This window comes from Ureaplasma rhincodontis (assembly GCF_057537535.1).
This window is the reverse complement of the sequence record NZ_BAAKAX010000001.1, coordinates 219,943-244,557: the sequence shown is the minus strand read 5'-3', so window position 1 is coordinate 244,557 and position 24,615 is coordinate 219,943. Positions and strand designations below refer to the sequence as shown.

General features: G+C 26.7%; 19 protein-coding genes, 11 tRNA genes and 1 other RNA gene. 7 read left to right on the top strand and 24 right to left on the bottom strand.

From position 1 onward, the window contains the following. Position 1: 1 nt before the first annotated feature. The 3 genes from AC27EK_RS01145 to ffs form a co-directional block, all read right to left on the bottom strand. Positions 2 to 1,834, bottom strand: a complete 1,833-nt coding sequence (locus AC27EK_RS01145; protein WP_487231522.1) for a hypothetical protein — start codon at positions 1,832 to 1,834, stop codon at positions 2 to 4. Between the two features lie 145 nt (positions 1,835 to 1,979). After that, positions 1,980 to 2,891: a hypothetical protein gene (locus tag AC27EK_RS01140; protein ID WP_487231521.1), complete on the bottom strand. Its 912-nt coding sequence runs from the start codon at positions 2,889 to 2,891 to the stop codon at positions 1,980 to 1,982. A 4-nt stretch (positions 2,892 to 2,895) separates the two neighbouring features. After that, positions 2,896 to 2,992, bottom strand: an RNA gene (gene ffs / locus AC27EK_RS01135) — signal recognition particle sRNA small type. A 101-nt stretch (positions 2,993 to 3,093) separates the two neighbouring features. Here ffs and AC27EK_RS01130 point away from each other — a divergent pair. After that, positions 3,094 to 3,183: transfer RNA gene (locus AC27EK_RS01130), tRNA-Ser, on the top strand. Positions 3,184 to 3,210: 27 nt separating this feature from the next. On the opposite strand, the gene AC27EK_RS01125 is transcribed toward AC27EK_RS01130, so the two are convergent. The 4 genes from AC27EK_RS01125 to AC27EK_RS01110 form a co-directional block, all read right to left on the bottom strand. Beyond that, positions 3,211 to 4,491 (bottom strand): hypothetical protein, encoded by a 1,281-nt coding sequence (locus AC27EK_RS01125; RefSeq protein WP_487231520.1) that lies wholly within the window; start codon positions 4,489 to 4,491, stop codon positions 3,211 to 3,213. A gap of 56 nt (positions 4,492 to 4,547) precedes the next feature. Then, entirely contained in the window at positions 4,548 to 5,051 is a 504-nt protein-coding gene (locus tag AC27EK_RS01120; protein ID WP_487231519.1) for a hypothetical protein, read from the bottom strand. A gap of 4 nt (positions 5,052 to 5,055) precedes the next feature. Beyond that, positions 5,056 to 6,840, bottom strand: a complete 1,785-nt coding sequence (locus AC27EK_RS01115; protein WP_487231518.1) for an AAA family ATPase — start codon at positions 6,838 to 6,840, stop codon at positions 5,056 to 5,058. 99 nt (positions 6,841 to 6,939) lie between these two features. Then, the gene (locus AC27EK_RS01110; RefSeq protein WP_487231517.1) at positions 6,940 to 7,590 is read right to left on the bottom strand and encodes a DUF5385 family protein; all 651 of its coding nucleotides are present in this window, start codon (positions 7,588 to 7,590) and stop codon (positions 6,940 to 6,942) included. Positions 7,591 to 7,844: 254 nt separating this feature from the next. Here AC27EK_RS01110 and rpsD point away from each other — a divergent pair, with 254 nt between their 5' ends. Continuing rightward, positions 7,845 to 8,444: a 30S ribosomal protein S4 gene (gene rpsD, locus AC27EK_RS01105; RefSeq protein ID WP_487231516.1), complete on the top strand. Its 600-nt coding sequence runs from the start codon at positions 7,845 to 7,847 to the stop codon at positions 8,442 to 8,444. A 92-nt stretch (positions 8,445 to 8,536) separates the two neighbouring features. Here rpsD and AC27EK_RS01100 read toward each other — a convergent pair whose 3' ends face one another. From AC27EK_RS01100 to AC27EK_RS01090, 3 genes are all read right to left on the bottom strand, one after another. After that, a complete protein-coding gene (locus tag AC27EK_RS01100) occupies positions 8,537 to 9,310 on the bottom strand; it encodes a hypothetical protein (protein WP_487231515.1) in 774 nt (257 codons plus the stop codon). Positions 9,311 to 9,407: 97 nt separating this feature from the next. Continuing rightward, positions 9,408 to 10,067, bottom strand: a complete 660-nt coding sequence (locus AC27EK_RS01095) for a hypothetical protein (protein ID WP_487231514.1) — start codon at positions 10,065 to 10,067, stop codon at positions 9,408 to 9,410. A 122-nt stretch (positions 10,068 to 10,189) separates the two neighbouring features. After that, positions 10,190 to 10,266: transfer RNA gene (locus AC27EK_RS01090), tRNA-Arg, on the bottom strand. A gap of 127 nt (positions 10,267 to 10,393) precedes the next feature. Between AC27EK_RS01090 and AC27EK_RS01085 the strand changes: the two genes are divergently transcribed. Together AC27EK_RS01085 and AC27EK_RS01080 are read left to right on the top strand one after the other, a co-directional pair. Beyond that, complete coding sequence (locus tag AC27EK_RS01085) at positions 10,394 to 13,264, top strand: cation-translocating P-type ATPase (RefSeq protein WP_487231513.1); 2,871 nt, start codon at positions 10,394 to 10,396, stop codon at positions 13,262 to 13,264. Between the two features lie 192 nt (positions 13,265 to 13,456). Next, the gene (locus AC27EK_RS01080; protein WP_487231512.1) at positions 13,457 to 16,270 is read left to right on the top strand and encodes a leucine-rich repeat protein; all 2,814 of its coding nucleotides are present in this window, start codon (positions 13,457 to 13,459) and stop codon (positions 16,268 to 16,270) included. A gap of 114 nt (positions 16,271 to 16,384) precedes the next feature. Here the strand turns inward: AC27EK_RS01080 and rpmA are convergent, their stop codons facing one another. From rpmA to trmB, 13 genes are all read right to left on the bottom strand, one after another. Next, positions 16,385 to 16,684 carry a 50S ribosomal protein L27 gene (rpmA, locus tag AC27EK_RS01075; protein WP_487231511.1) on the bottom strand — a complete coding sequence of 100 codons (300 nt, stop codon included), beginning with the start codon at positions 16,682 to 16,684 and terminating at the stop codon, positions 16,385 to 16,387. Next, positions 16,671 to 16,994, bottom strand: a complete 324-nt coding sequence (locus AC27EK_RS01070; RefSeq protein WP_487231510.1) for a ribosomal-processing cysteine protease Prp — start codon at positions 16,992 to 16,994, stop codon at positions 16,671 to 16,673. Before AC27EK_RS01070 ends, rpmA begins: the two co-directional genes overlap by 14 nt. Further along, positions 16,994 to 17,293: a 50S ribosomal protein L21 gene (gene rplU, locus AC27EK_RS01065; protein WP_487231509.1), complete on the bottom strand. Its 300-nt coding sequence runs from the start codon at positions 17,291 to 17,293 to the stop codon at positions 16,994 to 16,996. Before rplU ends, AC27EK_RS01070 begins: the two co-directional genes overlap by 1 nt. A 179-nt stretch (positions 17,294 to 17,472) precedes the next feature. Next, positions 17,473 to 17,548: transfer RNA gene (locus tag AC27EK_RS01060), tRNA-Phe, on the bottom strand. A gap of 5 nt (positions 17,549 to 17,553) precedes the next feature. Further along, a tRNA-Asp gene (locus AC27EK_RS01055) sits at positions 17,554 to 17,629 on the bottom strand. 3 nt (positions 17,630 to 17,632) lie between these two features. Then, positions 17,633 to 17,709: transfer RNA gene (locus AC27EK_RS01050), tRNA-Met, on the bottom strand. A 32-nt stretch (positions 17,710 to 17,741) separates the two neighbouring features. Then, a tRNA-Ser gene (locus AC27EK_RS01045) sits at positions 17,742 to 17,834 on the bottom strand. Between the two features lie 17 nt (positions 17,835 to 17,851). Further along, positions 17,852 to 17,929: transfer RNA gene (locus tag AC27EK_RS01040), tRNA-Ile, on the bottom strand. A 1-nt stretch (position 17,930) separates the two neighbouring features. Further along, positions 17,931 to 18,007, bottom strand: a tRNA-Met gene (locus AC27EK_RS01035). A gap of 1 nt (position 18,008) precedes the next feature. Next, a tRNA-Pro gene (locus AC27EK_RS01030) sits at positions 18,009 to 18,085 on the bottom strand. Between the two features lie 5 nt (positions 18,086 to 18,090). Next, a tRNA-Arg gene (locus AC27EK_RS01025) sits at positions 18,091 to 18,167 on the bottom strand. 4 nt (positions 18,168 to 18,171) lie between these two features. Next, positions 18,172 to 18,246 (bottom strand) — tRNA-Cys (locus AC27EK_RS01020). A gap of 125 nt (positions 18,247 to 18,371) precedes the next feature. Further along, complete coding sequence (gene trmB, locus AC27EK_RS01015; protein WP_487231508.1) at positions 18,372 to 19,052, bottom strand: tRNA (guanosine(46)-N7)-methyltransferase TrmB; 681 nt, start codon at positions 19,050 to 19,052, stop codon at positions 18,372 to 18,374. Between the two features lie 157 nt (positions 19,053 to 19,209). Here trmB and AC27EK_RS01010 point away from each other — a divergent pair, with 157 nt between their 5' ends. Then, positions 19,210 to 21,654, top strand: coding sequence for an amino acid permease (locus AC27EK_RS01010; protein ID WP_487231507.1), 2,445 nt, complete (start codon positions 19,210 to 19,212; stop codon positions 21,652 to 21,654). A gap of 567 nt (positions 21,655 to 22,221) precedes the next feature. Here the strand turns inward: AC27EK_RS01010 and AC27EK_RS01005 are convergent. Further along, a complete protein-coding gene (locus AC27EK_RS01005; protein WP_487231506.1) occupies positions 22,222 to 22,752 on the bottom strand; it encodes a tRNA (cytidine(34)-2'-O)-methyltransferase in 531 nt (176 codons plus the stop codon). 69 nt (positions 22,753 to 22,821) lie between these two features. Between AC27EK_RS01005 and AC27EK_RS01000 the strand changes: the two genes are divergently transcribed. Then, positions 22,822 to 23,553 (top strand): TlyA family RNA methyltransferase, encoded by a 732-nt coding sequence (locus AC27EK_RS01000; RefSeq protein WP_487231505.1) that lies wholly within the window; start codon positions 22,822 to 22,824, stop codon positions 23,551 to 23,553. After that, positions 23,544 to 24,575 (top strand): Y-family DNA polymerase, encoded by a 1,032-nt coding sequence (locus AC27EK_RS00995; RefSeq protein WP_487231504.1) that lies wholly within the window; start codon positions 23,544 to 23,546, stop codon positions 24,573 to 24,575. Before AC27EK_RS01000 ends, AC27EK_RS00995 begins: the two co-directional genes overlap by 10 nt. Positions 24,576 to 24,615: the final 40 nt, after the last annotated feature.

The following is a 24,615-nucleotide window of genomic DNA, read 5'->3' as shown; positions in this document are numbered from 1 at the left end:
TTTACATCTTCCTTCTTCTGAATATCGTAATTAAAAGAAGTATAACAATAACAATAAAGACAATTGCTCCTGTTGCAATTCCAAAAAAAGCAATTGTTTTATTTCTCTTTATTGTTTCTTCGTTATTATCAGGATCTGGTGTTTGATTGTCACCGCCACCTTGATCAGGTGCTGGAGGGGTTGTGTTATTGTCTCCGCCTTGATCAGGTGAAGGAGGAACTGGGTTTGGAGGTGTAGGATTTACAGGATTATTTTCAATGATTGTATAAGCAATTTGGAATTTTATAGGAAATAAAATTTCTTCTTTTGAATTTTTATTTTTCAATAAAATGCTTAAATCAATTACTTTTTTTTCTTTATCTAAAATAAAATTTGAAAGAACTAATTCATTAGTTTTTTTAATATTTTTTGATTTAAGTTCAAACTCTTTTAATAACGATGAATTAAAACTATTAGTAGGATTTAAATTCCATTCTTTTATTTCATTTATTAATTGAGTCTCTATTTTATTTAAATTTTCTTCAGTAATATTTTTAAAACTCATTAAACGAATGCCTTCGTTATTAGTTGGGAAATATGAAGAAAGTATAGAATCTGTAGATTTGGGTAATTTAATTTGATAATCCAAAGTTCCTATTTTATTAATTCATTTGTAATTGTTATTAGTATTTGTTTTGTGTACATTCTCAACAGTTAATTGAAAATTAAGGGTGCTTGTTTTTTCATCAAATGAATAATTCAAGAATTTATTAATTCTTGTTCTTTTGTTCATGTTATTAATTTTAAAATTTAATTTTTTGAAAATTGGAAAGTCATTAACATTGAATGTAGGTAATTCATATGTATAACTTTTATATTCTTTCATCATTGTATTAAATTTATCAATTTCATTTTGTAAAGCCATTTTGAAAGTGTTAACATTGTATTCAGTTTGATTTAGTAAATCGATCTGATTTGCGTTAGAATTTAAACTTATATCATCTGCTAATTTAATGACAGATCATGTTTGAATAGAGGCATTTTTCTCTCTTTGAAGTCATTTGTTAATATCTGTTAATTCTAATTGAACATATATTTCTTTATTGTTTTTCAGTTTTCAATCTAATATTTTAAGTTTAGAATCTGAAGTGAAATTTCTTATATCAATATTGAAACCAAAATTTAACAATGGGAATTTTTTATCAGTTATTTCTGAAATTTGTTTATTTCCATTTCATTCAAGAATTTCCTTCTCCAATATCTTTTTTAATTCATTTGCATATTTAGCTTGAATAAGAAAATGATTAGTATTAGGATCATTGAAATTCTTTTCTTTTGGTTCTATTACTGTGTCTTGTGGTAATTGTGATTCAAAATAAAATCAAGTTAAACGATATCCTTGTCCATCAATAGTTGGACCCGTTATTTCACCAGTGTCTGGATTAGTAAAATAAGTCTGATATAATCTAAAACCCCATTCATTTGATCATGGAACTTTAAGAAAATTTACATCAGATGATATGGGTTTTTTTATGTATTGAAATTCATTAACAAAAATTTCGCTTTTGAATATTTTGGGATCATGACCTATAATTTTTAAATATTTACATCTTGTTTTTATAGATAGAGCATTGAATTTATTTGCTCTTTGCTGTTCTGTTCCAATGAAATCATTTTTTCATTTTTCTGAGTCAACAGCAACAGAAAGATCAAGCTCGATATTTTTTGTATTTTTATTAATTTTAACATTTTTAATTTGAGTGTTTTTTCAAGTATTTAGCAAAAAACCAGAGGTTGCTATTGTACTTAAAAAAAATGTTGAAATTAAAAATGCTTTTTTTGTTTGCTTTTTCATTTTTATCTTTCTTTTTAAAAAATCTAGTATTTTACAATAAAATTTTATCACTCACAAAAAGTAAAATGTTCAAAATGAGATAAAGAATTTTTTTAAAAAGACATGAAAAAAAACACCTTATTAGATAAAGTGTTTTTTTATTAAATTATTTCTTTTTTTTATCGGATACATAATTCATTAATGAATTAGTTGTATTGTAGCTTATTTTATTTTCTTTACATAAAGCATATAATTTATTTAAATTATAAGAAGTATTGTTAATGTAGTTTCTATATTTAATATCACTTATTAAAGTTACCAATTCCTTATTTAAGGCATATATGTCTTTATAGTTTGAAATTGTTCTAATAATGTCTCTTTCTTCTTTAGAGAACTCTGAATTTGCTTCTAGTAAATTTTCAATTGTTTGATATTTTTTTATTAAACTTTTAACAATGTCTATTCTAAATAAAAATGGAATTCCTGGAACACAATTGGATTTATCACCGAACAAAAATTTGTATTCTAAGTATTCTTTTGGTGTTAATCCCATTTCATCTTCCACATCATTAATGTTTATGGTTTTAAGCTTTTTTGATTTCTTATTATATTGAACTATACTAACTTTGTCATTTACCAATTGATATAAATCTTTATCATCACTTCATACATCAATATGGATATTGGTGTGTCTATAATTTCGAATAATAGAAGATATGACATCATCTGATTCATGACCAGGAACTGATAAGTTATAAATACCTAAACAAGACAATATTTGTTTTGTTGGTAAAATACTTTGATCTAAAAGTGGTTTCTTTTCAGATTTCTTTTTGTAATCGGTATATATATTTTTCTTATATATAGTTTTTTCTTTAGAATCAAAAACAACAATAACTTTTTTATAGTTTTCTTCTCTAATTACATTGATTCATCTTTGTAATGTTGTACTAATGTGTAAAGTTAGAGGTGTGTTTGTTTTTTCAAATTTATCTCTAAGTTCTTTTTTTACACCAAAAAAGTTGTTTGTTAGTGAATTGTTTCCGTCTATTAGTAATATTTTTTCTGTATTTTTCATATAAATTAATTAAAAAAGCCATTGCACATCTCGTTGATACTGGTGCTGCTCCATTTCTGGCCTGACACGGTTCATATAACTAAATTGCAATGACAATATTATTTTATATCAAAATATACATAAATACTATGGAAAATTTGCCTAAATTGAATTATTTTTTTAAATTTTATATATGTTATAATCTCAATGTTAATAAAAACAAGGAAGTATACTCAAGTGGTTAAGAGGGCACCCTGCTAAGGTGTTAGGCCGAGCAATCGGCGCTAGAGTTCGAATCTCTATGCTTCCGCCATTTAAAAAAGAAGATAATGAAAATTCATTATCTTCTTTTTTTGTTTCCAAATGGAGTGCATATAACGCATACAAATAACATTATCATTAACAACATAATGCAAGCTGCTACTAAACTCATAATAAAACCTGAAGTCATGGTTTCGCTTGTTGAGAATGAATTATCTGCTGTCGGACCATCATCTGGGCCAAAAACAGGAGGTTTTATTTGATCATCTGGTTTGGGTCCTTGACCACTGCCTTCTCCTTCAGAAGGGAGAGGGTTTTCTCCGTCTCCTGGTGTTGGTTTTGGAGAATCGTCGGGGTTTGGAGTAGGAGTAGGAGAGGGTTCAGGATTGAGATCGGGGTTTGTTGAAGGTTTATCTGGCGCTTCGGGATCTGCTGGTTGTGAATTCTCAGGAATAATAGGAGGTTCTGGAGGAGGCACTGGATCTGGTTTTGGTGGAATTCATCTAACATCATATATTAGAGTACTTCTTGGTATGCCAGGCACTGGTTGAACCGGAGTGTCTAATTTAATGTGATAAAGACCCATATATCCAAATCAGGTATCTTTTCATGGTATTTCATAAAAACCTATAACACTATATTTGAAAGAAATTGTATTCTTTGATTTTTCCATTTCAGTTACTTGAGTTTCATATGAAAAATTTCTCTCAGCACCCACGCCGTTAATAAAATAATCATATTGTTTGTAAAGCAAATTATTTATTTGTTCTTCTCTTACGGGTTTTGGTCCAAGTATGTTATTAATATATTCATCTTGCCCCAATTCTCTAACTTCGACAGAATCAATATATCCAGGACAGGCCCTTCCTAATCTAACATTTATCTTAAATGGAATTATATTTGTAAAAACTACTTCTATATCTGAAGTTGCAACATAGTTTGGAGAGTCTAATGTATATCCGTCATAAACTCCGAATTTAATTCCTATTTCATCTCATTTCTGAAAATCTTTTACTCTTAATTCTCTTATCCCTATTTTTAAATTTGGATTTGAATTAATAGCAGGTAATATATTAAGTCCAATATGATTAAGTATTGGAGTATCAGTTGCATTAATGCCAGTTTTGTTTGCATTAATTAACTCATCACCAAATTTATACGTAAGTTGCAAAGGTTTAATTTTATTACCAAGATCAACTCTTGTTTTGCTAATTGAAAAATACTTATCAGAATTTCCAACCTTTGCTTTTTTATTGTGGAATTTTGTTAATTTATAATCAGTTGTCATAAAAATAACAAAAGAACCAATTATCATTGGTATTAATAAAGATGATAATAGTATTCTGTTTATTTTTTTCATATTATTAAAGTTTTGTTTATTATAAACAAAATGCTTATTTTTGAATATTAATAATATTAATTTAATTTACATAAAGTTCCAGTAAAGAACATATTGTAGTTTGAATAAAAAACATTATCATTATGAACTTCTTTTTGGGCTGATGAAGTTCAATTAGTTACTAAATCAAAAGCTCCATTATTTGAAATCATTTTAATAATTTCAAAAGCAACTAAATCCGGTATTAGTTTGTCTTGTGAATGTGAATACACAGATGGTGGGAAACTAATTAAAGACATTTTTATAGAATCTAAAATTGATTTTGAATCTTCTTTAAAAAAATTTGATGTAAGGTTTGTAAGTTTAGTGTACACGCATTTTCATGTCATGTTTTTATTCTTTTTACCAAATCCTTGTCATTGTCTATTTTCAATTTTAATTTCGAAATGTAATGTTGCACCTTTTGAATATAAATTTACAACTATTGTATTTAAACTAGCAGTGATAGAAACATTACCAACTATTTCATATCTTCTATTGTGTACTATTTCTCCATTTGTTATCATTAATTTTTCTTGCATTTTACTATCCTATTTTTATATTTATTTTTTTAAAAAAATTTTTGAAATTTTGAATTGTTTTTTTATCTAAATTCTCTAGTTCAGCTTCTCTTCAAAATGTACTTGCTTTTTTATATTTATTTTTTTCATTGTATTTTTTGGCATCTTCTCCTTCAAAATAACTTTCAATGGATTCTTTGTTTTTTCCTATCGGAACAAAATTATCTTTTTTTTCAAATTTTCTTCATCAATCTTCGTCTTTAACTTCAACATCTGCATCGGGGCATAGATAAATGTTTTTTAAGTTATAATTTAATTCAAGATGTTCTCTAGTTTTAAGCATCCCTTGAAATCCTGATGGTCTTGATGTTGTTTCAATCACTTGTAATTGTTGAGGAATTTTTATTTCTAATAATTTAGCCATTTTTTTGATGTATAAAACATCAGTTTTTCCTTCCACGATTATATTAGAACCTTTGTTTGAATATTGGATATTTGTGCCAAATGGAATATATTCTATTGTTTCAAATATTTGAATATCATCAGATACATTTCCTGATTTAAAATATTCATCTTTCGTTTTTAATTTCGATTCCCCTTTTTTGCCGCTTCTTTCACAAATTAATAATCCATATGTGTTATCTCCATTATTAAGCATGAACATAGAATGAGTGGCAACAATAAATTTTGATTTTGTTTTATTAGAAATGTCTTCTAGATATGCTCTAAATTTAATTTGCATCATTGGGTGCATTCCAACTTCAGGATCATCTAAAATAATTATAGATTGGTTATCAATTTTTGAAATTTGATTCATTATTTGAAAAATAACTTTTGTTCCGCTTGACAGGTCCTCAAATGCTAGCTCTTGTTTGCTATAAAAATCTTGTATTTTTATATCAGCATAAATTCCTCCATAATTGCTTGTAAAAATTATTGAAAAAATAAGTTTTTGAGAAATAAAGGATTCAATTCAACTTTTAAACGATTCTTGAAATTTTTTATCGTTATTTAATTTCAATATTTTATCGGGTGTCAGTTTTATAAATTCTTTTGGTTTACAAGTCGAATTTGAAAGAAAATTATATAAAATTTTGAAATTTTGAAACGAAATAGCAGAAACTCTTGTGTGATTGTAATAATTGTAATTATTAGTTTGCAAATTTCCACTAAAATAAACCTCACTATGATTTTCCAATAAATTTAAATAAGTGGTTACAATACTTCCTATTTTATCAGACATCAATTTCTTCATTTCATTAAATAAGGAAATATAGTTTCTGAATCAAACAACATCCCCATTTCCTTGAGAATTTAGTTCATTTTCTATTTCTTGAGTTTTATTAGAAAAATTCTTTTCTTCTTTAATGATAGAAGATATTTTTTTGAAAATGTTGTCATCAAAATCATCTTTATTGTTATTTATTTTTTTTTCAATTTTTTGAAAAAAGTAATATTCTAATTCTTTTATAAATTCTTCTTCTGTTTTATCTTTTTTTCCAAGTTTTTTTCTGAAATTTTGTATTTCCTTCTTCAAATTAGATTTGGATTTAACACTTTCTTCGTTTAAAATTTCTTCAATAATGGAATCGATATCGTTTTTTGTTAATAGTTTAGTTACTTCAATATTCTCGTTTTTTGAATTGCTACCCAAATAAGAAAGTTGCTCAGCTAAATTTTTTAAAAATAATGATTTACCTGAACCATTCATTCCTATTATTGTAATAATGTCACTTTTTTCAAATGATAATGTTTGTCCGGATGCTGAAATTCCTAACGAATTTTTAGTAATTATTTTTTTGATTGCCATAGATTCTCCAATTTACATTTATAAAAATACACTACTTTAAATTATACTATTTTAAGAAAATAAAAAAAGAACATTCAAAAATTAAATGTTCTTCTTAAATTAAGATTTGTTTAATTTTTCAAGTTCTTTTTGTTTTCTTTTTTCAATACTTTTTTGTCTCTTGTTTTTCTTGTCTAATTCTTTTTGGAATTGTTCATCGTCTTTTTGTTTAATAGGAGAAATTCAAAGCATCTCTTCGTCATAATCAAGAACTCTATTGATTACTATGTTTCTTTCTTTTTCTTTTTTAGAAATCTTTTTAAATTGTACTTCACACTCTATAGCTCTTGGTTCATCTATTACTAATGTTTTAGTATTTTTTGTAGTGAACAAAACAACATAGATTTCTGGTCTTTTTTTCTTTTTGTCTTGTTTAATGAAATCAGTTTGTTTTTTTCATTCTTCTGGATTTGTGGTTTTAAGATCTTTTAGTTTTTGATCATTTACTTTAGCTTCTGCTCTTTGTTCTTTTGTCATTGTAGATCTATCATATGGATCTGCTCTCTTCACAACATAAGAATCTATTATTTCTTTCCCATTTTCACCTTTATCTCTTAAAAACCTTTTAAGAGTTAATCATACTTCATCTGCTTCTTCTTTTGTTTTAGGTTTTAAATTTTCATTATTACCTTTTTTCTTTTTAACAAAGAAATATATTAAAAGACCAATTGGTAATATAAATATAAGTATAGAAAAAAATTGACTATTCATTTGTCTTTGGGCTTTCTTGTTTTTGAATATAGTTTTATTTTACAGTTTAAACTATAAAATCTTTAATTATTTGATTTTTATTATATATAATAATTATTGCGTGCCAGCAAAATATCATTATTAGTAAAAGAATTTGATAACTTAATTGTTTAGATAGTAAATAATGCTGTATTTCGAAATCTTTAATATCAAATTTCTAATAAGAGTTATTTAGTGTACGAATTAAAAATTTAAATAAAAGAAAAGATGAAAAAATGCGTTACACAAAAAGTATTTATAAAAAATCTCGTCGTCTTGGTTTCTCTTTATTAGAAAACAATAAAGAGTTTACAACTGGTAAACAAAGAACAACTAGACCTGGACAACACGGAGCTAAAAGAATTAAATTATCTAACTATGCTCAACAATTACAAGAAAAACAAAAAATGATGTATCTATATGGTTTAAATGATCGTCAATTCCGTCGTTTATTTGCAATAGCTGCTAAGACTAAAGGGGCTACAACTCTTAACTTAGTTCAAATTATGGAATCACGTTTAGATTCATTAGTATTTAGAGCAGGATTCGCTCCTACAAGAAGAGGTGCTAGACAATTAGTAACTCATGGACATATTCTATTAAATGGTAAAAAGGCTTCAATTCCTTCAATGCTAGTCTCAATTGATGATGTAATATCAATTGCTCCTAAATCAAAAAATTTACCATTAGTTAATGCTTCAAAAATTGATGTTGCACCTTTCTTAACTTTATCTAAGGATAGAAAAGCAACTTATACAAGATTGCCTGAAAGAGAAGAAGTAATCGTTGAAATTAATGAAGCTTATATTGTTGAATGATTCAACCGTTTAATGTAATACATAAAAATATCTGTTTAATCAGATATTTTTTTATTATAAATAAAACAAAAAATATGAGCAAGGATAAAACCTAACTCATATTTTTTTAATTATTCATAATGATGTTCTGCGTATTCAGAAATTTTTTCAATGTAGTTTCTACTGAACAATATTCTTAGAGCGAATAAAACCGTAGAAACAATCATACCAATTGACATAATAATTACAATAGCAATATAAATTCATCCATAAGTTGTTGGGTTAATTCAGTTTCCGTGTGTTTTCAATTTAAATTGAATAATACTTAATCATGATAATTGAACTTCTGGATTTTCTGGATTTTGCACTTCACGAGTTAATGGAGGTTTGGTATTAGGATCAACCGGTGGTTCAACCGGTGGGTTAACTGGTGATTCAACCGGTGGTTGAACAGAAGAATGTGGTCCTTCAAATAACAGATTTTCATAACCAAGATTGTCTATAAATCCATATTTTTTAAGAATAGAAATAGCGACAATCATAAAATATGATAACACCACAACAAAAATTAAAATTCAAAATGGTTTAAGAATTTTATCAAACTTGTTGATAGTATATGCTGCTCTTTTGTAGAATAATAATGTCGTTGCAGTTAATAATAATGAAAGTCCGGTTGATATAGTACTAGCTCAACCAAAATCACCTAAATAATTTTGTAAAGTTCCGTCAACTGATTGTTCGAAAATATATTGATTATTTAAAAAACTAGGTCAAGAACTTGGAATAAATCCACTAAAAATATTTAAATTAATTATTAAAAATGCAAAAATTAATGATAATAGCGAAAGCGTTAAAAACGTTCTAGCTAATAATGATTTTCCAATCATAAATTTTGTACTAGCCAAAATTACCTCTTTTATTTATTTTTTAATAGTTTTGTAATAATTATAACAATATAAAATTTTTTTATATAAATATATATAAAAAAGAAAGAACTAAGGTTTAGTTCTTTCTTTTAAATTTAAACACATTAAATAGAATAATTGGAGTTGCTACCAATATTGTAACAACCATTAATGCAGTTATACCTGTATATATTTGGCCGCTTGTAGTTGTTTTAGTTCAAATGTTTTTAGTTGTTATTGCACCAATATTAGAAAAACTATTAATATCTATTGATGAACGTCCTAAAATTGGTTTTGATTTATAGAAGAATAAATTTTCATATAAGTTATTATTACTTGTTTTAAATCATTGTTTATTAACAGATATTGCTAATATTGCAAAAAATGAAATTAATACTAAAGCTAATAATATCAATAAAGGAGAAATTCTTTTAAAGCTTTCAAGCTTATTATTATCAGTTCTTAAATATAAACCTATTGTTGCTATTGAAGATACAAAAGATGCAACAGTTAAAAAAATAGTTAAAATTCCAAATGTGTTAATTTTAATACCTTGAAAACTACCACTAGCAGTTGATGTACTTCATAAATAGTTGTTGCCAATTATGGTGTTGTCTACAATATTACTATTTGAAATAATAAATCTACTAAAGAAATTAAGATTTATTATTATGAAAGTAGTTAATGTAAGTATTATAGAAATTCCAAGAAAAATCTTGGAAATTAAACTATGATCTAGTTTTTTATTACTATTCATATTTTTCCTTATTTTATAATTGATAGTTTACTTAAATATTAATTATATTGTTTAAAAAAAGATTATTAACAATATATTAACTTTATTATATAAAAAAAACCAACATGTTGTTGGTTTTTAAATGGCACGCTTGAAGGGATTCGAACCCCTGACCGTACGCTTAGAAGGCGTATGCTCTATCCTACTGAGCTACAAGCGCTTAACACATAAAGATTCTATAATACTTTACTAGAAAAACAAAACTATTTTTATTTTATTATTTTGTATTTAATATCAAATTTACTTATATAATTTATATACTAATAATTTTATTAAGGAAATATTAAATGAACAATAAATCTGATTCCAACGAGTTCCAGGAAAAGAACTTTGAAATCAATCATGAATTTAGTGATATAGATTCATCTCTTGGTCTTAACGAAGAACAAGTAAATAAATCAAAAGAAAAATATGGTAAGAATACTTTAATTTCAAAAAAACCAGTAAGTTTTTTTATTAAATTCTTAAAACAACTTCTAGATCCGTTAGTAATATTATTGTTGATATCAGCAATAATATCTTTAGGTTTAGCAATTAACTTTACTGTTGATTCTTCAGGTGCTGAAGGAACAACCGTTGAAGTGGCAACAATGTTTGTTGAGGTAGGAGTTATATTATTAATTGTTTTTGGTAATGCTATTTTTGGAGTAATTCAAGATGGAAAAACAGAAAAAACATTAAATACATTAAAAAACATGTCTTCTACCATTGCTAAAGTTATAAGAAATGGTAAATTAATAGAAATAGATTCAGAAAATGTATTAGTTGGAGACATTTTGTCAATAGATGCTGGAGACAAAATAGTGGCCGATTGTAAAATAATTGATTCATCTTCTTTAGAAGTTAATGAATCATTATTAACAGGTGAAACCTTGCCTGTTCCAAAATCTGATGAAGAAATAGATAACAACATAACATCATTAGCAGAACAAACTAATAGATTGTTCTCAGGAACTAATGTTACTAATGGTAGAGCGATCGCACAAGTATATGCAATTGGTATGAAAACCGAAATGGGTAAAATCGCTTCTTTAATTGATAATGAAGACGAATATATGAGTCCATTACAAAAACAAATACACAATTTATCTAAATATATAGGTATTGGTGTAGTTGCTATATGTATTATTTCATGATTTGTATATATAGGTATATTGTCAGTAGGTGCCAATGGTAGCATGTGAGACAATTGAGATAAGGCTTTAAACAACTCTATTGCATTAGCTATTGCTTCTGTTCCAGAAGGATTGTTAGCTATTGTTATGGTTATTCTTGCAAATTCAGTTAAATATATGGCAAGAAAAGGAGCGATTGTTAAAAAACTTCCTTTAGTAGAAACTCTAGGTAGTGCTAGTGTTATTTGTAGTGATAAAACAGGTACATTAACTAAAAACAAAATGACTGTTGTTAAGACATGAAATGTTGAACAACCCGATCTAACAGAAGATTTAAAATCTAATAAAGAATTATTAACATTAGGTACTTTATGTTCTGATGGCGTTGTCAACATTAAAGAAGATGGTCAAATAGAATTAATAGGTGATCCTACCGAAACTTCAATAGTAGAAGCACTTCAAAAACTTAATATTACAAAAAAAGACTTATCAAAGAATTATGAAAGAATAGAAGAACTTCCATTTGATTCTGATAGAAAATTAATGTCAGTTATATTAAAAACAAAAAATAAATATTTAGTAGTAACTAAAGGAGCTCCTGATCAAATACTTTCTATTATTAAAAAAGATACTAATAAGAAAGTGGTTGATAAATCTGTTGAATTAAATTCATATTTAGGAAACAATGGTTTAAGAGTATTGGGTGTTGCTCATAAGTGACTTGATACTTTACCTAAAAAAATAGATTTTGAAACTATAGAATCTGATTTAACATTTAATGGTTTAATTGGTATTATGGATCCCATAAGACCAGAAGCTAAATTAGCCATTGAAAAATGTATAGGAGCGGGCATTAAACCTATTATGATCACTGGAGATCATAAGAACACTGCTTCTTATATTGCTAAACAGCTTGGTATATTAAATGATAATTCTGAAGTTGTCTCTGGTTCTGAACTTGCTTTGATGAGTGATGAAGAGTTTAGTGAAAAAATTGAAAACTATAGCGTATATGCTAGAGTTAATCCAGAAGACAAAATTAGAATAGTTAAAATGTGACAATCTAAAGAAAAGATTGTAAGTATGACCGGTGATGGTGTAAATGATGCTCCATCATTAAAAGCAGCAGATATAGGATGCGCCATGGGTATAACAGGAACTGAAGTTTCTAAAGATGCTGCTGATATGATATTGACAGATGACAATTTTTCAACAATCGTAGAAGCCGTTGCGCAAGGTAGAAAAGTTTTACAAAACATAAAGAATACTATTATGTTATTGTTAACAACTAACCTGTCTTGTTTATTAACAATATTTATAGGAATGATAGTTTTTGGTATTAACTTACTATCTTCATTGCAAATATTATGAATTAATATAGTATCTGAAACTCTTCCTGGAATAGCTCTTGGAGTTAATAAATCTAGAGAAAATCTTATGACATTTAAACCTAGACATATGAATGCTAATATAGTAGATAAAAAGATGTTGATTAAAATTTCATTATTATCAATCTTTATAACATCATTCTCATTATTAGCTTTCTACATTGGTTTAGGAACATCATTACAATATTCTTCAAATATTGAAGCTTCTATGAACGCTTTTAACATCAAATGAATATGACATAATATTTCTCAAACTGCACCAAACAATGTTCACAATTTAATTTATGGTGCTCAAATTAAAACAGCCAGTTCTATGGCTTTTATGACACTTGGTTTATGTTTGTCTTCAAATGCTATTTCATTTAGAACTACAGGTTCTGTATTTGCTGAAAAGTTCAAAGATCAAATGAATGTTATCGGTTCTTTCTTGATCTCTTATGTGACACTTGCTTTAGTAACTTATGTTCCAAAAGTGGATGAAGTGTTTAATATGTCTACTGTTAGTCATTTAGGAAGTTCTACATGAATATTGGTTGTTCCTTATCTATTTGCTTTAGGAGTTTTCTTAATTCAGGAATTGATTAAATTTTCTAAACCTGAAAATAGACAAAGAATATTAAAAACATTTAAAATTAACAACATATCTAATATATAAATTAAATAATATTAAAAAAAAATAAATAGCGCAATTTTTATAGATTGTGCTATTTTTTCTCTATACAAGGAAGAAAATAAAAAATTTAAAATAATCAAAATAATTTTTTTTATTCTTTTATTCTTGTTTTTTACTTTTTATTTTTTTTAGTTATAAAATTATTTTAATGTATTGTATGAATAAGGTTGAAAAATGAAAAAAAATAATTTCAAAAAAGCTTCAATAGGATTACTAGTAATATCAGCTATTACTGCATCTGTGTCTGCTATTGCTATTCAAGTAGAAAGCAATAAAAATGGAAGCGAAAAAAGTGTAAAAGAATTTTCAATAAATAAAACTCAAAATTCTAAATTTGGAACTTATAAAACGAAATTAACTGATTTAGATATTAGTAACGGAAAACTAATTGGATTTTCTAAAACCTTTTTAGATGAACAATTATCTACAAAAAAAAGAAAGATTAGTTTAATAATTCCAGATAGTGTTACTTCAATAGGTGAATCTGCTTTCTCTACTATTAATGGTCATCCTGATTGCATAACTGAAATAGATTTCTCTAAATCTATTAATTTAGTTTCTATATTAAATGATTCTTTTAATGGTCAATCTAAATTAGACAAATTAACAAACTTTGAAAAAACTAAAACAACAACCATAGGCGCTAATGCATTCTTTAATACTACATTAAAAGATAATGTCAATTTTCCACAAAGTTTAACTGATGTTGGATTAGATGCCTTTCCATATCAAAATTGAAAAGAAATTAATTTTAAAGACACAAAATTAGTTCATTTTGGTGGTTCTAATGGTTTTATTAACGCTACATCTTTTTATGGACCAGATACTTTAAATTCAGTAGATAAAGATGCCTTCATTCAGAAAACCGGCTCTATGACTAAAGAACAAGCTAAAACAACTTATAATTTACCTTCTGCTTTAATGAATGCAAATTCATTTAATGAAATGGGAATAGGTAAATTAGAAGATGGAACAGGTTTGGTTTGAACTAATGAAGATTTTGTTAAGACGAAAATTACAATTGAACCATCTGCTTTGGTAATAAAAGAATTTCTTTTATTAACTAAAGTTAAAAAATACAAAGAATTCAAATCAAAAATCATGAACATGGGTCCAACTAAGTGGGGTTGATTTCTTAATAAATGTACAAAAATAAAAGAAATCAAAAGAATTAAATCTATAAATTATGTAAGAGATTTAAAAGTAACAGAAATACAAAATGGAAATATTAAGGTTGATGTAATAACATCTGATTTTTTTACTCCTGCTTCTTTTGAATTAACTTCAAATCTTATGCCAACTGTTAAAAAAATAATTCTATCTGTTGACGAAACACGTTTAACAAATTTAATTGGGAACGCCCCTACTATAGATGAAGCAATTTCAACTTTTGAATCATTATCAAAAGCAGAGAAAATCTCAATGTTTACTGCAAAAGAATATAAAGCTTCTCCAATAAAAATTGATAAAGTTTTAAGTGATGTCAAATTGGTTAAAGATATAGCATCAAAGAATAAAATTAGATTTAAATATAATTTTAAAGAACTAATTTGCTTATATACTGTAATTGATGATAAAGCTAATTCATTTATAAAAGGTAGACCTTGAATTCCGATACCACCCATTCCTTCTATACCTCCTAAACCAGATCCAGTTCCTCCGATTGAACCAGAAATTCCAACTCCAGAACCAGAACCAATCCCTCCAACACCTGATCAAGGCGGAGACAATAAACCAATTCCTCCTAAACCAAATCCAATTCCTATTTCAACATTCACTACTTCAATAGCAAATAATACAGCAACAAACACACATCAATTAAATTGAAAAGTTTTAGATACTGATATTAACACCTTCAAATCTGAATTAACAAAAGATGTTGCTGCTTGAAACAATGCAGAAACAAATGATGAATCATTCAAAACTGGTTCTATTCTTTCTGAATTAAAACTATCAGCTACTAATTTACCAGAAGGTGCTCAATTAGTATTTGAAAATTGAACTGCTGATCCATCAAATAAAAACAAAATATCTTTTAACATTACATTAAAAAATATTGTTGGTTCAGAAGATGGAACACTTAAAGATGAAACAATTAAATTTGAAATAAACTTTAAAAATGCCATTTCAACATTCACTACTTCAATAGCAAATAACACAGCAACAAACACACATCAATTAAATTGAAAAGTTTTAGATACTGATATTAACACTTTCAAATCTGAATTAATAAGAGATGTTGCTGCTTGAAACAATGCAGAAACAAAAGATACTTCATTCAAAACTGGTTCTATTCTTTCTGAATTAAAACTATCAGCTACTAATTTACCAGAAGGTGCTCAATTAGTATTTGAAAATTGAACTGTTGATCCATCAAATAAAAACAAAATATCTTTTAACATTACATTAAAAAATATTGTTGGTTCAGAAGATGGAACACTTAAAGATGAAACAATTAAATTTGAAATAAACTTTAAAAATGCCATTTCAACATTCACTACTTCAATAGCAAATAATACAGCAACAAACACACATCAATTAAATTGAAAAGTTTTAGATACTAATAAGAAAAATTTTTGAAAAGAATTAATTAATAATATTACCGATTGAAATAAAGCCCCTTCAAAAGATACTTCATTCAAAACTGGTTCTATTCTTTCTGAATTAAAACTATCAGCTACTAATTTACCAGAAGGTGCTCAATTAGTATTTGAACATTGAACTGCTGATCCATCAAATAAAAACAAAATATCTTTTAACATTACATTAAAAAATATTGTTGGTTCAGAAGATGGAACACTTAAAGATGAAACAATTAAATTTGGAATAAACTTTAAAAACTCTACTTCAACACCTGATCAAGGTAATAATGATAGCCAAAACTCAGGGCAATCAAAAAAATTAAAATTTAATGAAATTGTAGGATATGCAATTGGGGGTCTTCTTCTATTTGCTATTCTTGTAGTATTTGTAAAATGATTACTTTAATCCACATTAAAAAAAGAAGCTTCTTGGCTTCTTTTTTAATATCAAAATTAATTATGTTCATTAATATTGATTATGTTTAAGGCAATAAAAAAAGTGGTTTAAGCCACTTTATGATTATTTAGTAGTGATAACACTAACTTTTCTTTTATCGTCTTTAAATCTTGTGTATTTTACAACACCATCTTTTAAAGCGAATAATGTATGATCTTTACCTTGTCCTACATTTTCGCCGGGGTAAATTCTATTACCTCTTTGACGATAAATAATTTGACCAGCTTTAGTGCTTTGACCATCACCTAATTTAGCTCCTAAATATTTAGGGTTTGAATCACGACCATTTTTAGTTGAACCAACCCCTTTTTTAGAAGCAAAGTATTGAAGGTCAGTTATAAAAACTAATTTATTGTTTTTCATTTTTGTCCTTTCTAATTATTTCTTTAAATTCATTAAACATTATGTAATCCTTATGTTTAATTAAATCTAATGATTTAATTTGAACCTTTACAAGTTCAATTAAATGTAAAGAATTATTATCTTCAAGATTAGATATCAATTTAATTTCGTTTTTTAAAACAGATATGTTTACTTTATCAGTATCAAATCAATTAAGAGAACCAATAATGATTGCACTTACTGCTGAACATAAAATATCTTTTCCATATTCATCAAATTCAGCATGACCAGAAACTTGGAATCCATTTTTGTAAAAATTAATTTTAATCATTATTTGTTAATTGATTTGATAACTAATTTTGTGTAAGGTTGTCTATGACCTTGTCTTTTATGATGATGTTTTTTAGATTGGAATTTAACAACACGTATTTTCTTTTGTTTTCCATGTTTTTCAATTTCAGCTACAACTTTAGCTGATTTTAAGTATGGACTTCCAATTTCTGAATCAATCATTAATACTTTATCAAAAGTAACTTCCTTGCCTGCTTCTTGATCTAGTTTTTCAACATAAATTATGTCACCTTTTTGGACTTTATATTGTTTTCCACCAGTTAGAAAAATTGCGAACATTTTTAACCTTTCTAGAAACTCGCTTCAGATAAGTACTATGCATAAAACATAGTTAACTTTCCAAATGCGGTAATACTTATACATATATAAATATCTTTATATACATATAACTTTAATATTTTACTATATATATTCATAAAAGCAAAATAAAAACCCACCATTGGCGGGTAAATTATATATGGTGGCTTCGGGCAGAATCGAACTGCCGACACACGGTTCTTCAGACCGTTGCTCTACCGACTGAGCTACGAAGCCTATAATGGCGGTCCTGACGGGAGTCAAACCCGCGATCTCCTCTGTGACAGAGAGGCATGTTAATCACTACACTACAGGACCTAATGGTTGCGGGTAATGGATTTGAACCACTGACCTTCAGATTATGAGCCTGACGAGCTACCAAACTGCTCTAACCCGCGAGAAAAGCAATCAATAGATTGCTATAAATAAATGGCGGAAGATGAGGGATTCGAACCCCCGCGTGGGTTTCCCCACCTCTCGGTTTTCAAGACCGATCCCTTCAGCCGGACTTGGGTAATCTTCCTAATGTTTTTGGTAATTTGGTGCTTCCAACAGGACTTGAACCTGTAACCTACCGATTATGAGTCGGGGGCTCTAACCAAATTGAGCTATGGAAGCGTGGTGGCGGGACGGAGAGTCGAACTCCGAACCTCTCGAGTATGAGCCGAGTGCTCTAACCAATTGAGCTATCCAGCCATGGTCGGGAAGACAGGATTTGAACCTGCGACCTCTTGCTCCCAAAGCAAGCGCTCTGCCAAGCTAAGCTACTTCCCGAATATTGGCGCACCCTAAAGGAGTCGAACCCTTAACCTTCTGATCCGTAGTCAGATGCTCTATCCAATTGAGCTAAGGATGCATAATGGAGGTGCCAGTCAGACTCGAACTGACGATAAGGAGGTTGCAGCTCCTGGCCTTACCAGCTTGGCTATGGCACCAAATTTTTCTCTTCCTTTTGGAACACAATAAATATTATAAACTAAAACCCACAAAATTAATATATTTTTAAAAATAGATTTTTTGGGTTAAATTTATTAATACTTATATATAAATTTTACTATGATTATTTATCGATTTTAATCTTCTTTTTATATATGAAACTAATTTTATTAATATTCTTATTTAAATTAACAAATCTAGTTTCATATTCAGTTGCAAAATTTTCTATATTGGGGTTTTCTTCGAGTTCTTTGTATAAGTCAGTAGTTAAAAATTTTATATCAAAACTACTTTTGTTTTGGATAACAATTTCTTCTATAAATCAGTTAAATAATTTATCATTATCTGTTTTAAATTCTATTAAAGAATTTTCCTTTAATAAATCAAAATATTTATTAAGAAAAATAGGATGAACCAATCTTCTTGATTCATGTTTTTTCTTTGGTCATGGATCTGAAAAATTTAAGAAAAGATGATCAACAGAATGATTATCAAAATAAGAATTTATATTCTTAGCATCCATGCTAGTTAATATTAAATTTTTTATTTCTTTTTCTTCAATTTTTTTAGAGGCTTTTGCAATTACAGTTTCAAATTTTTCAATTCCTACATAATTGATATCAGAATGAGCAATTGAGTTCTTTATTATAAAGTCTCCTTTGCCCATACCTATTTCTATAAAAAGCTTTTTGTTGTTTTTGAAATAATTATTTATTTTTGAATTTGATTTTTCTAAATCTAAAAAATATTTGCTTTTAGTTAATAAATAATCTTTTGCAGTGTTATCGTGTCTTAATCTACCCATTTTTTCTCACTTTTTTATTTACCTAATATAAAGTATATATATTATTACAATATATCTACAATTATTTAAAAAAATCAAAATGTCTTTTTTACAATTTTAAATATTTTTAAATATATAATATTTTATGTTTTATATGAAAATCGAAAGGAGAGAAAAAATGGTTGATTTAAAATTAAAAGAAAAACTAATTAATAAAAAACTAGCAAAAAACAAAAAAATTTCTACTTTTGCTTTTGTATTAATAGCATCTTCTGCTATTGTAGCTTTTTATACTTATCCTTCTTTATCAACTGCTGGATGAATAGCAATTATATTTGCTTTTGTCACTGCTATGTGTTGATTTTTACCTTTAGCTATTGCAGCAGCCGAAATGGCCACTGTAAAGGGTTGAACTAAAGGTGGTATTTTTACTTGAGTTAGAAATATGGTTGGACCTAGATTAGGTTTTCTAGTTACTTGAATACAATTTCAAGTAGCAATAGGCTTTTTAGCTATGATCTTATTTAGTTTAACCTCTTGAGGTTTTGCTTTAGGTGGAAACGCCGGTTATGACTTTTTTAACTCATTAAAGTTAGGGACAGTATTGAATGCTCCAACATCAGTTAATCTATCTTCACATTATACAGATTCTAGAGGATCTGGCGGAATGTTCGGGTTTGCTGTTTTAGCATTAGTGCTTATTTTAGGATTATCTTTATTGGGTCAAAAAAGAGTTCATAGATTTGGAGAAATAGGGGTTGTAATAGGTGTATTATTACCATTCTTTATAGTTTCTGCATTTGCTGTTTATACAATAGCAACAATGAAAAACCCATTAGGAATAATTGGTGAATCTTTTCAAAAAGATGCTCACTTGAGTTTAGAACAATTTGGCTCTTCATTTGAATTATCTAAACAATTCAAATCAGCTGTTGTAATGGCTTCATTTATGGCATTTATGTTTTCTGTTCATGGTGTTGAACTAACAGCCGTAACTGCTAACAGAATGAAAAACCCTTCAAAATCATATACTAGAGGTATTAGTATAGTTGTTGGAGTAGCTCTTCTATGTGCTGTATTTGGATCAATCTTTATATCCATGACTGTTCCAACTGAAACGTTATCATTTACTGGCGGTATTATTCAATACATGATGTTTAGTATGTCTGTGGGTGAAGTTCATGTTAATCAACATACTTTTAAATCATTAGCAGACGCTTATGAACAACTAAACAATGCAACACCAGAACAATTAACGGCTATATTAGGAAGCAACGCTCAGGGTATTACTACTGGGCCTGATGCTGCTAAAGTAATGTTAAGTATGTTTGTCAATGGTTCTAATGCAAGTGGATATGCTGGCGATAATGCTGGTGTAACATCAGTTACTGGTGGTTTTGTAGGACAAGGATCAAACAACGCTTTATATGGTGGAATAAGATTCTTTAGTTTATTATTAGGTATTGGAACATTTGTTGAAGCATGTGTTTGAACAACTAATTTAGAAACTAATTTGGCTTATTCTGTTGAAAAAGTACATGCTCCAAACTTCATTACAAGAAGAAATAAAAACGGAGTTTATGTAAATCTAACAATGGTAGTTGGAATATTCTTAATAATATTATTTGCTGTATTTATATTTGTTCCTGATAAATTATTAGTTTATCAAAACATGACAATGGCAGATGCTATGCAAGGTTGAATTAAAGACCCAAAAACTGGCGTCTTAACTCAAAATGCAAATGCAGGAATTCAAATAACAGGAATTGTCGAAAAATTCGATCATATATTACATGGTACAACTGAAGCAAATGGTACTGTTATTCCTCCTAGAATTCCAACTACAGAAGAATACAACAAAGCGATGAATGAAATAGTCACAATTGCTGGTTACAAACCAGTGGCTTCAGGAACTCCTGCTTCTATGTCTAATACTGCATTTATTAGTAATGTAGTTATGCAAGTATCTTCATACTTTGTTGGATATACAATATTCTTACTTTCATACTTTAAATTCATTTTCAAAGCTTCACATCTTAGAAAAGAATTCAAAGTTAAATGAAAATGATTACAAGTTCTTATTGCTGGATTTGCATTAGCTTCTACATTGTTTGCATTATTTGCTACTTATTTACCAGCTGCTCCTGAATTATATCCGGGACAAGAAGCTTATTATGTATTCTTAGAGATATGTTTACCTCTATTTGTAGTAATAATAGCTGGTGGAATTATCTTGTATGAAGTAAACAAGAGAAGATTGAAAAAACTGAATATAGAACTTAAAGAAAATTCATTTATTGAAAATAAAAATCTGGAACAATATGATTTAGATGAAAATAAAGAATTCTACTTAAGAACAAAAGATTTATCTGAAGAAAATAAAACAGATTATGAACTTATGATTAATCTAAATAAAGATATTATTTCATTAAATGATAAATTAATTAAATTTGAAAAAGAGAATAAATCAAATACTGATGAAGCTCTAAAAATTGATGAAATAATTATTGAAAAAGAAGAAGAATTATTTAATGTTCAAAAGAGATACTATGAAAGAAATTTAGAAACTTCTAAGTTTACTAAATGAGTAGATCAAAATATAATTAAATGACCTTCTAAATAATATAAATAAAAAACCGTCATTAAGATGGTTTTTTTAATGTAATCTTTATTGAAAAAACAAAACCCACAATCTTTTAAATCATGGGTTATATCTAGCTGTTTGGAGTTTGTTTGTATTTGATTAATAATAAGAGCATGAGTGACTTAAATATAATCTTCTTCTATTATTTGAGGCTAGACACAAATTAAATGTTTGTATCTAACCTCATATACTAAATACGTAAGAAATTATGTTTTCTTTAATTTATATTTCAAACTCTGAAAATTTTTTAAGATGAATAAATAATATTACAATTATTTATTTTTAAAAAAATATTTTATATGATAAAATTAAATGTAGAAAGTAAATCCTTTCAACTTAGGTTTTTTATTTTTTAACTGAATAATTATTTTCAAATTATTGATTAAATGATAATCATCCTATAAAATTCAAGGATTTACTTTCCTTTCTGTTAAATATTGTATTTTTTTAAGAGAAATATTCAATAAGTTAATTTGTTTTTAATAAATTAACTTTTTTTGTGAACTAAAATAATTTTTTTTGACCAAATAATAAAAAAACAATGAATTAGAAAATCTTTTCTTCTTCATTGTCATTTTTATATTCTTTATCTAAATCAAAGAAATCAAATTGTTTTAGAACTTCATAAGTGGCTATAGATACTGTATTGCTTATATTTAAACTAATCATATCTTTAGTCATAGGAATTCTAACTAAAGTATCTTTATTATCTTCTAAGATGCTTTTAGGAATTCCTGTAGACTCTTTACCAAACACTAAAAATATATTGTCGGCTTCTAAATTTGAATAATCGAATTTAGAAGGATCTTTTTTTGCTCTTTTAGTATAAAAGAAAAAATGATTGTTTTTCTTTTTATTTTTTTTCATAAAATCAGTTCAATCATCATACTCATGAATTCTATGAGTGTCTAAGTGATTTGTTGAACTTCTTTTTATGAACTTGTCTTTTAATAAAAAACCATAAGGTCTTATAAGGTGTAATTGTGAATCAAAAGCAACACAGTTTCTTATGATGTTTCCTGTGTTTCCTACTATTTCTGGTTCATATAACACTATGTTTATGATGGGTTTGTTCATTATTTCCTCATTGTCCATTTAACATTATAAAATTAAACTAATTCATTATTAAATTTATTAAGGTAATTTATGAGATTAGATATTTATTTAACTACAAATAATTTAACAAGAAGTAGATCTCAAGCACAAGATTTGATTAAAAGAAATCTTGTGATTGTTAATAATGAAGTAGTTAATAAGTCTAATCAAGAAATTAGTTCTAATGATAATGTTGAAATAATAAAAAAACCAGAATTTGTATCAAGAGCTGGAGATAAATTAAATAGCATTAAACATTTATTAAAATTTGAATTTAAAAATAATGTTGTTTTAGATATAGGAGCTTCAACTGGTGGTTTTAGTGATTTTAGTTTACAAAACGGAGCTTTGTTTGTTTATTGTTTAGATGTAGGAACTGATCAACTAGACAAAAAAATTAAAGATGACAAAAGAACATTAGATTTATCAAACACTAATTTAAAAACAATTCCTAATATTGAGTTTGATAAAGATATAAATATAGTCCTGTGTGATGTTTCTTTTATTTCCTTAAAACATGTATTTGAATCTGTTAAAAAACTTATTAAAGAAAATGTACATTTTTTATTTCTTATAAAACCTCAATTTGAAATTGATAATATTAAAATAAAAAATTTCAAAGGAAAAATAAAAAATGAAAAAGATATAGAAAAAATTATTAAAAATATTTTTAATATATCTAAAGAATATAATTTAGAACTTATAGATACTTACAAAACAGAAGTTTTAGGTAAGAAGAAAGAAAACCAAGAATATTTTGGTTATTTTAAAAAATGAAAATAATAATGCATTTAGATTTAGATGCTTTTTTTGCCTCAGTTGAAGAAAATCTAAACCCATCACTTAAAAACATTCCATTTGTCATTTCTGATAATTCCAAGTCAAGCATCATCTCTACTTCTAATTACATAGCAAGAAAATATAATGTCAAATCTGCCATGCAAGTTGGAGAAGCATTAGAATTATGTAAAGATCTTAGAATTGTAAATCCTAATTATGATTTGTATTCTCAGTTTTCAATTTCCTTCTTTAATCTTTTAAGAGAGCATTTTAATTTCGAAATTGAAACTATGTCAATTGATGAATGTTTTATTGACGTTACTAAACACTTAAAACAACATCATGACAATCCTGTATTATTAGCTACAAAGATTAAAGAGGTTGTTAAAAAAAGATTAGGACTTAGCTTATCTATCGGAATAGCAAACACAAAGTATTTAGCAAAAATCGCTAGCGAACTTAAAAAACCAAATTCTATAAGCACTTTATTTAAAGAAGAGATAGAAGCAAAGGTTTATAATTTGGATGTTTCTAAACTTTTATATTTAGGAAAGAAAAGTATTAAGATTCTTAATGACGAAAACATATTTTATGTTAAGGATCTTCTCAAAGATTTATCAAAATCAACTAATATTTTAGGAAATAAATTTCTTAAAATATTATCAGAACTTAAAGGTCAAGGTTCAAATATTATTGAACCTGATTCTATTAACAAACAAGTTGGTATATCTCATAGATTTAGCAACTTACAAATAAGTTTTGAAATAGTAGAAGAAAAATTATTTGAAATAATAAATGTTCTTTTATATAAAACAAAAGATAAAAATTTGTTTTATGAAACTATAAATGTTTATTTTAAAAATGAACATAATCAAACTATAAACAAATCTAAAAAAATACATTTGTATGACAATGTATTCGATGTAGCATCATCTTTATTGAGTATTGCTTTAAAGAAAAATAAGGTTCAATTGATAGGTGTTGCTTTTAGTAATCCTATAAATAAAAGTTCTATTATTTATTAACAAATTAAATAAATATATAATTAATATAAAGAAATTTAAT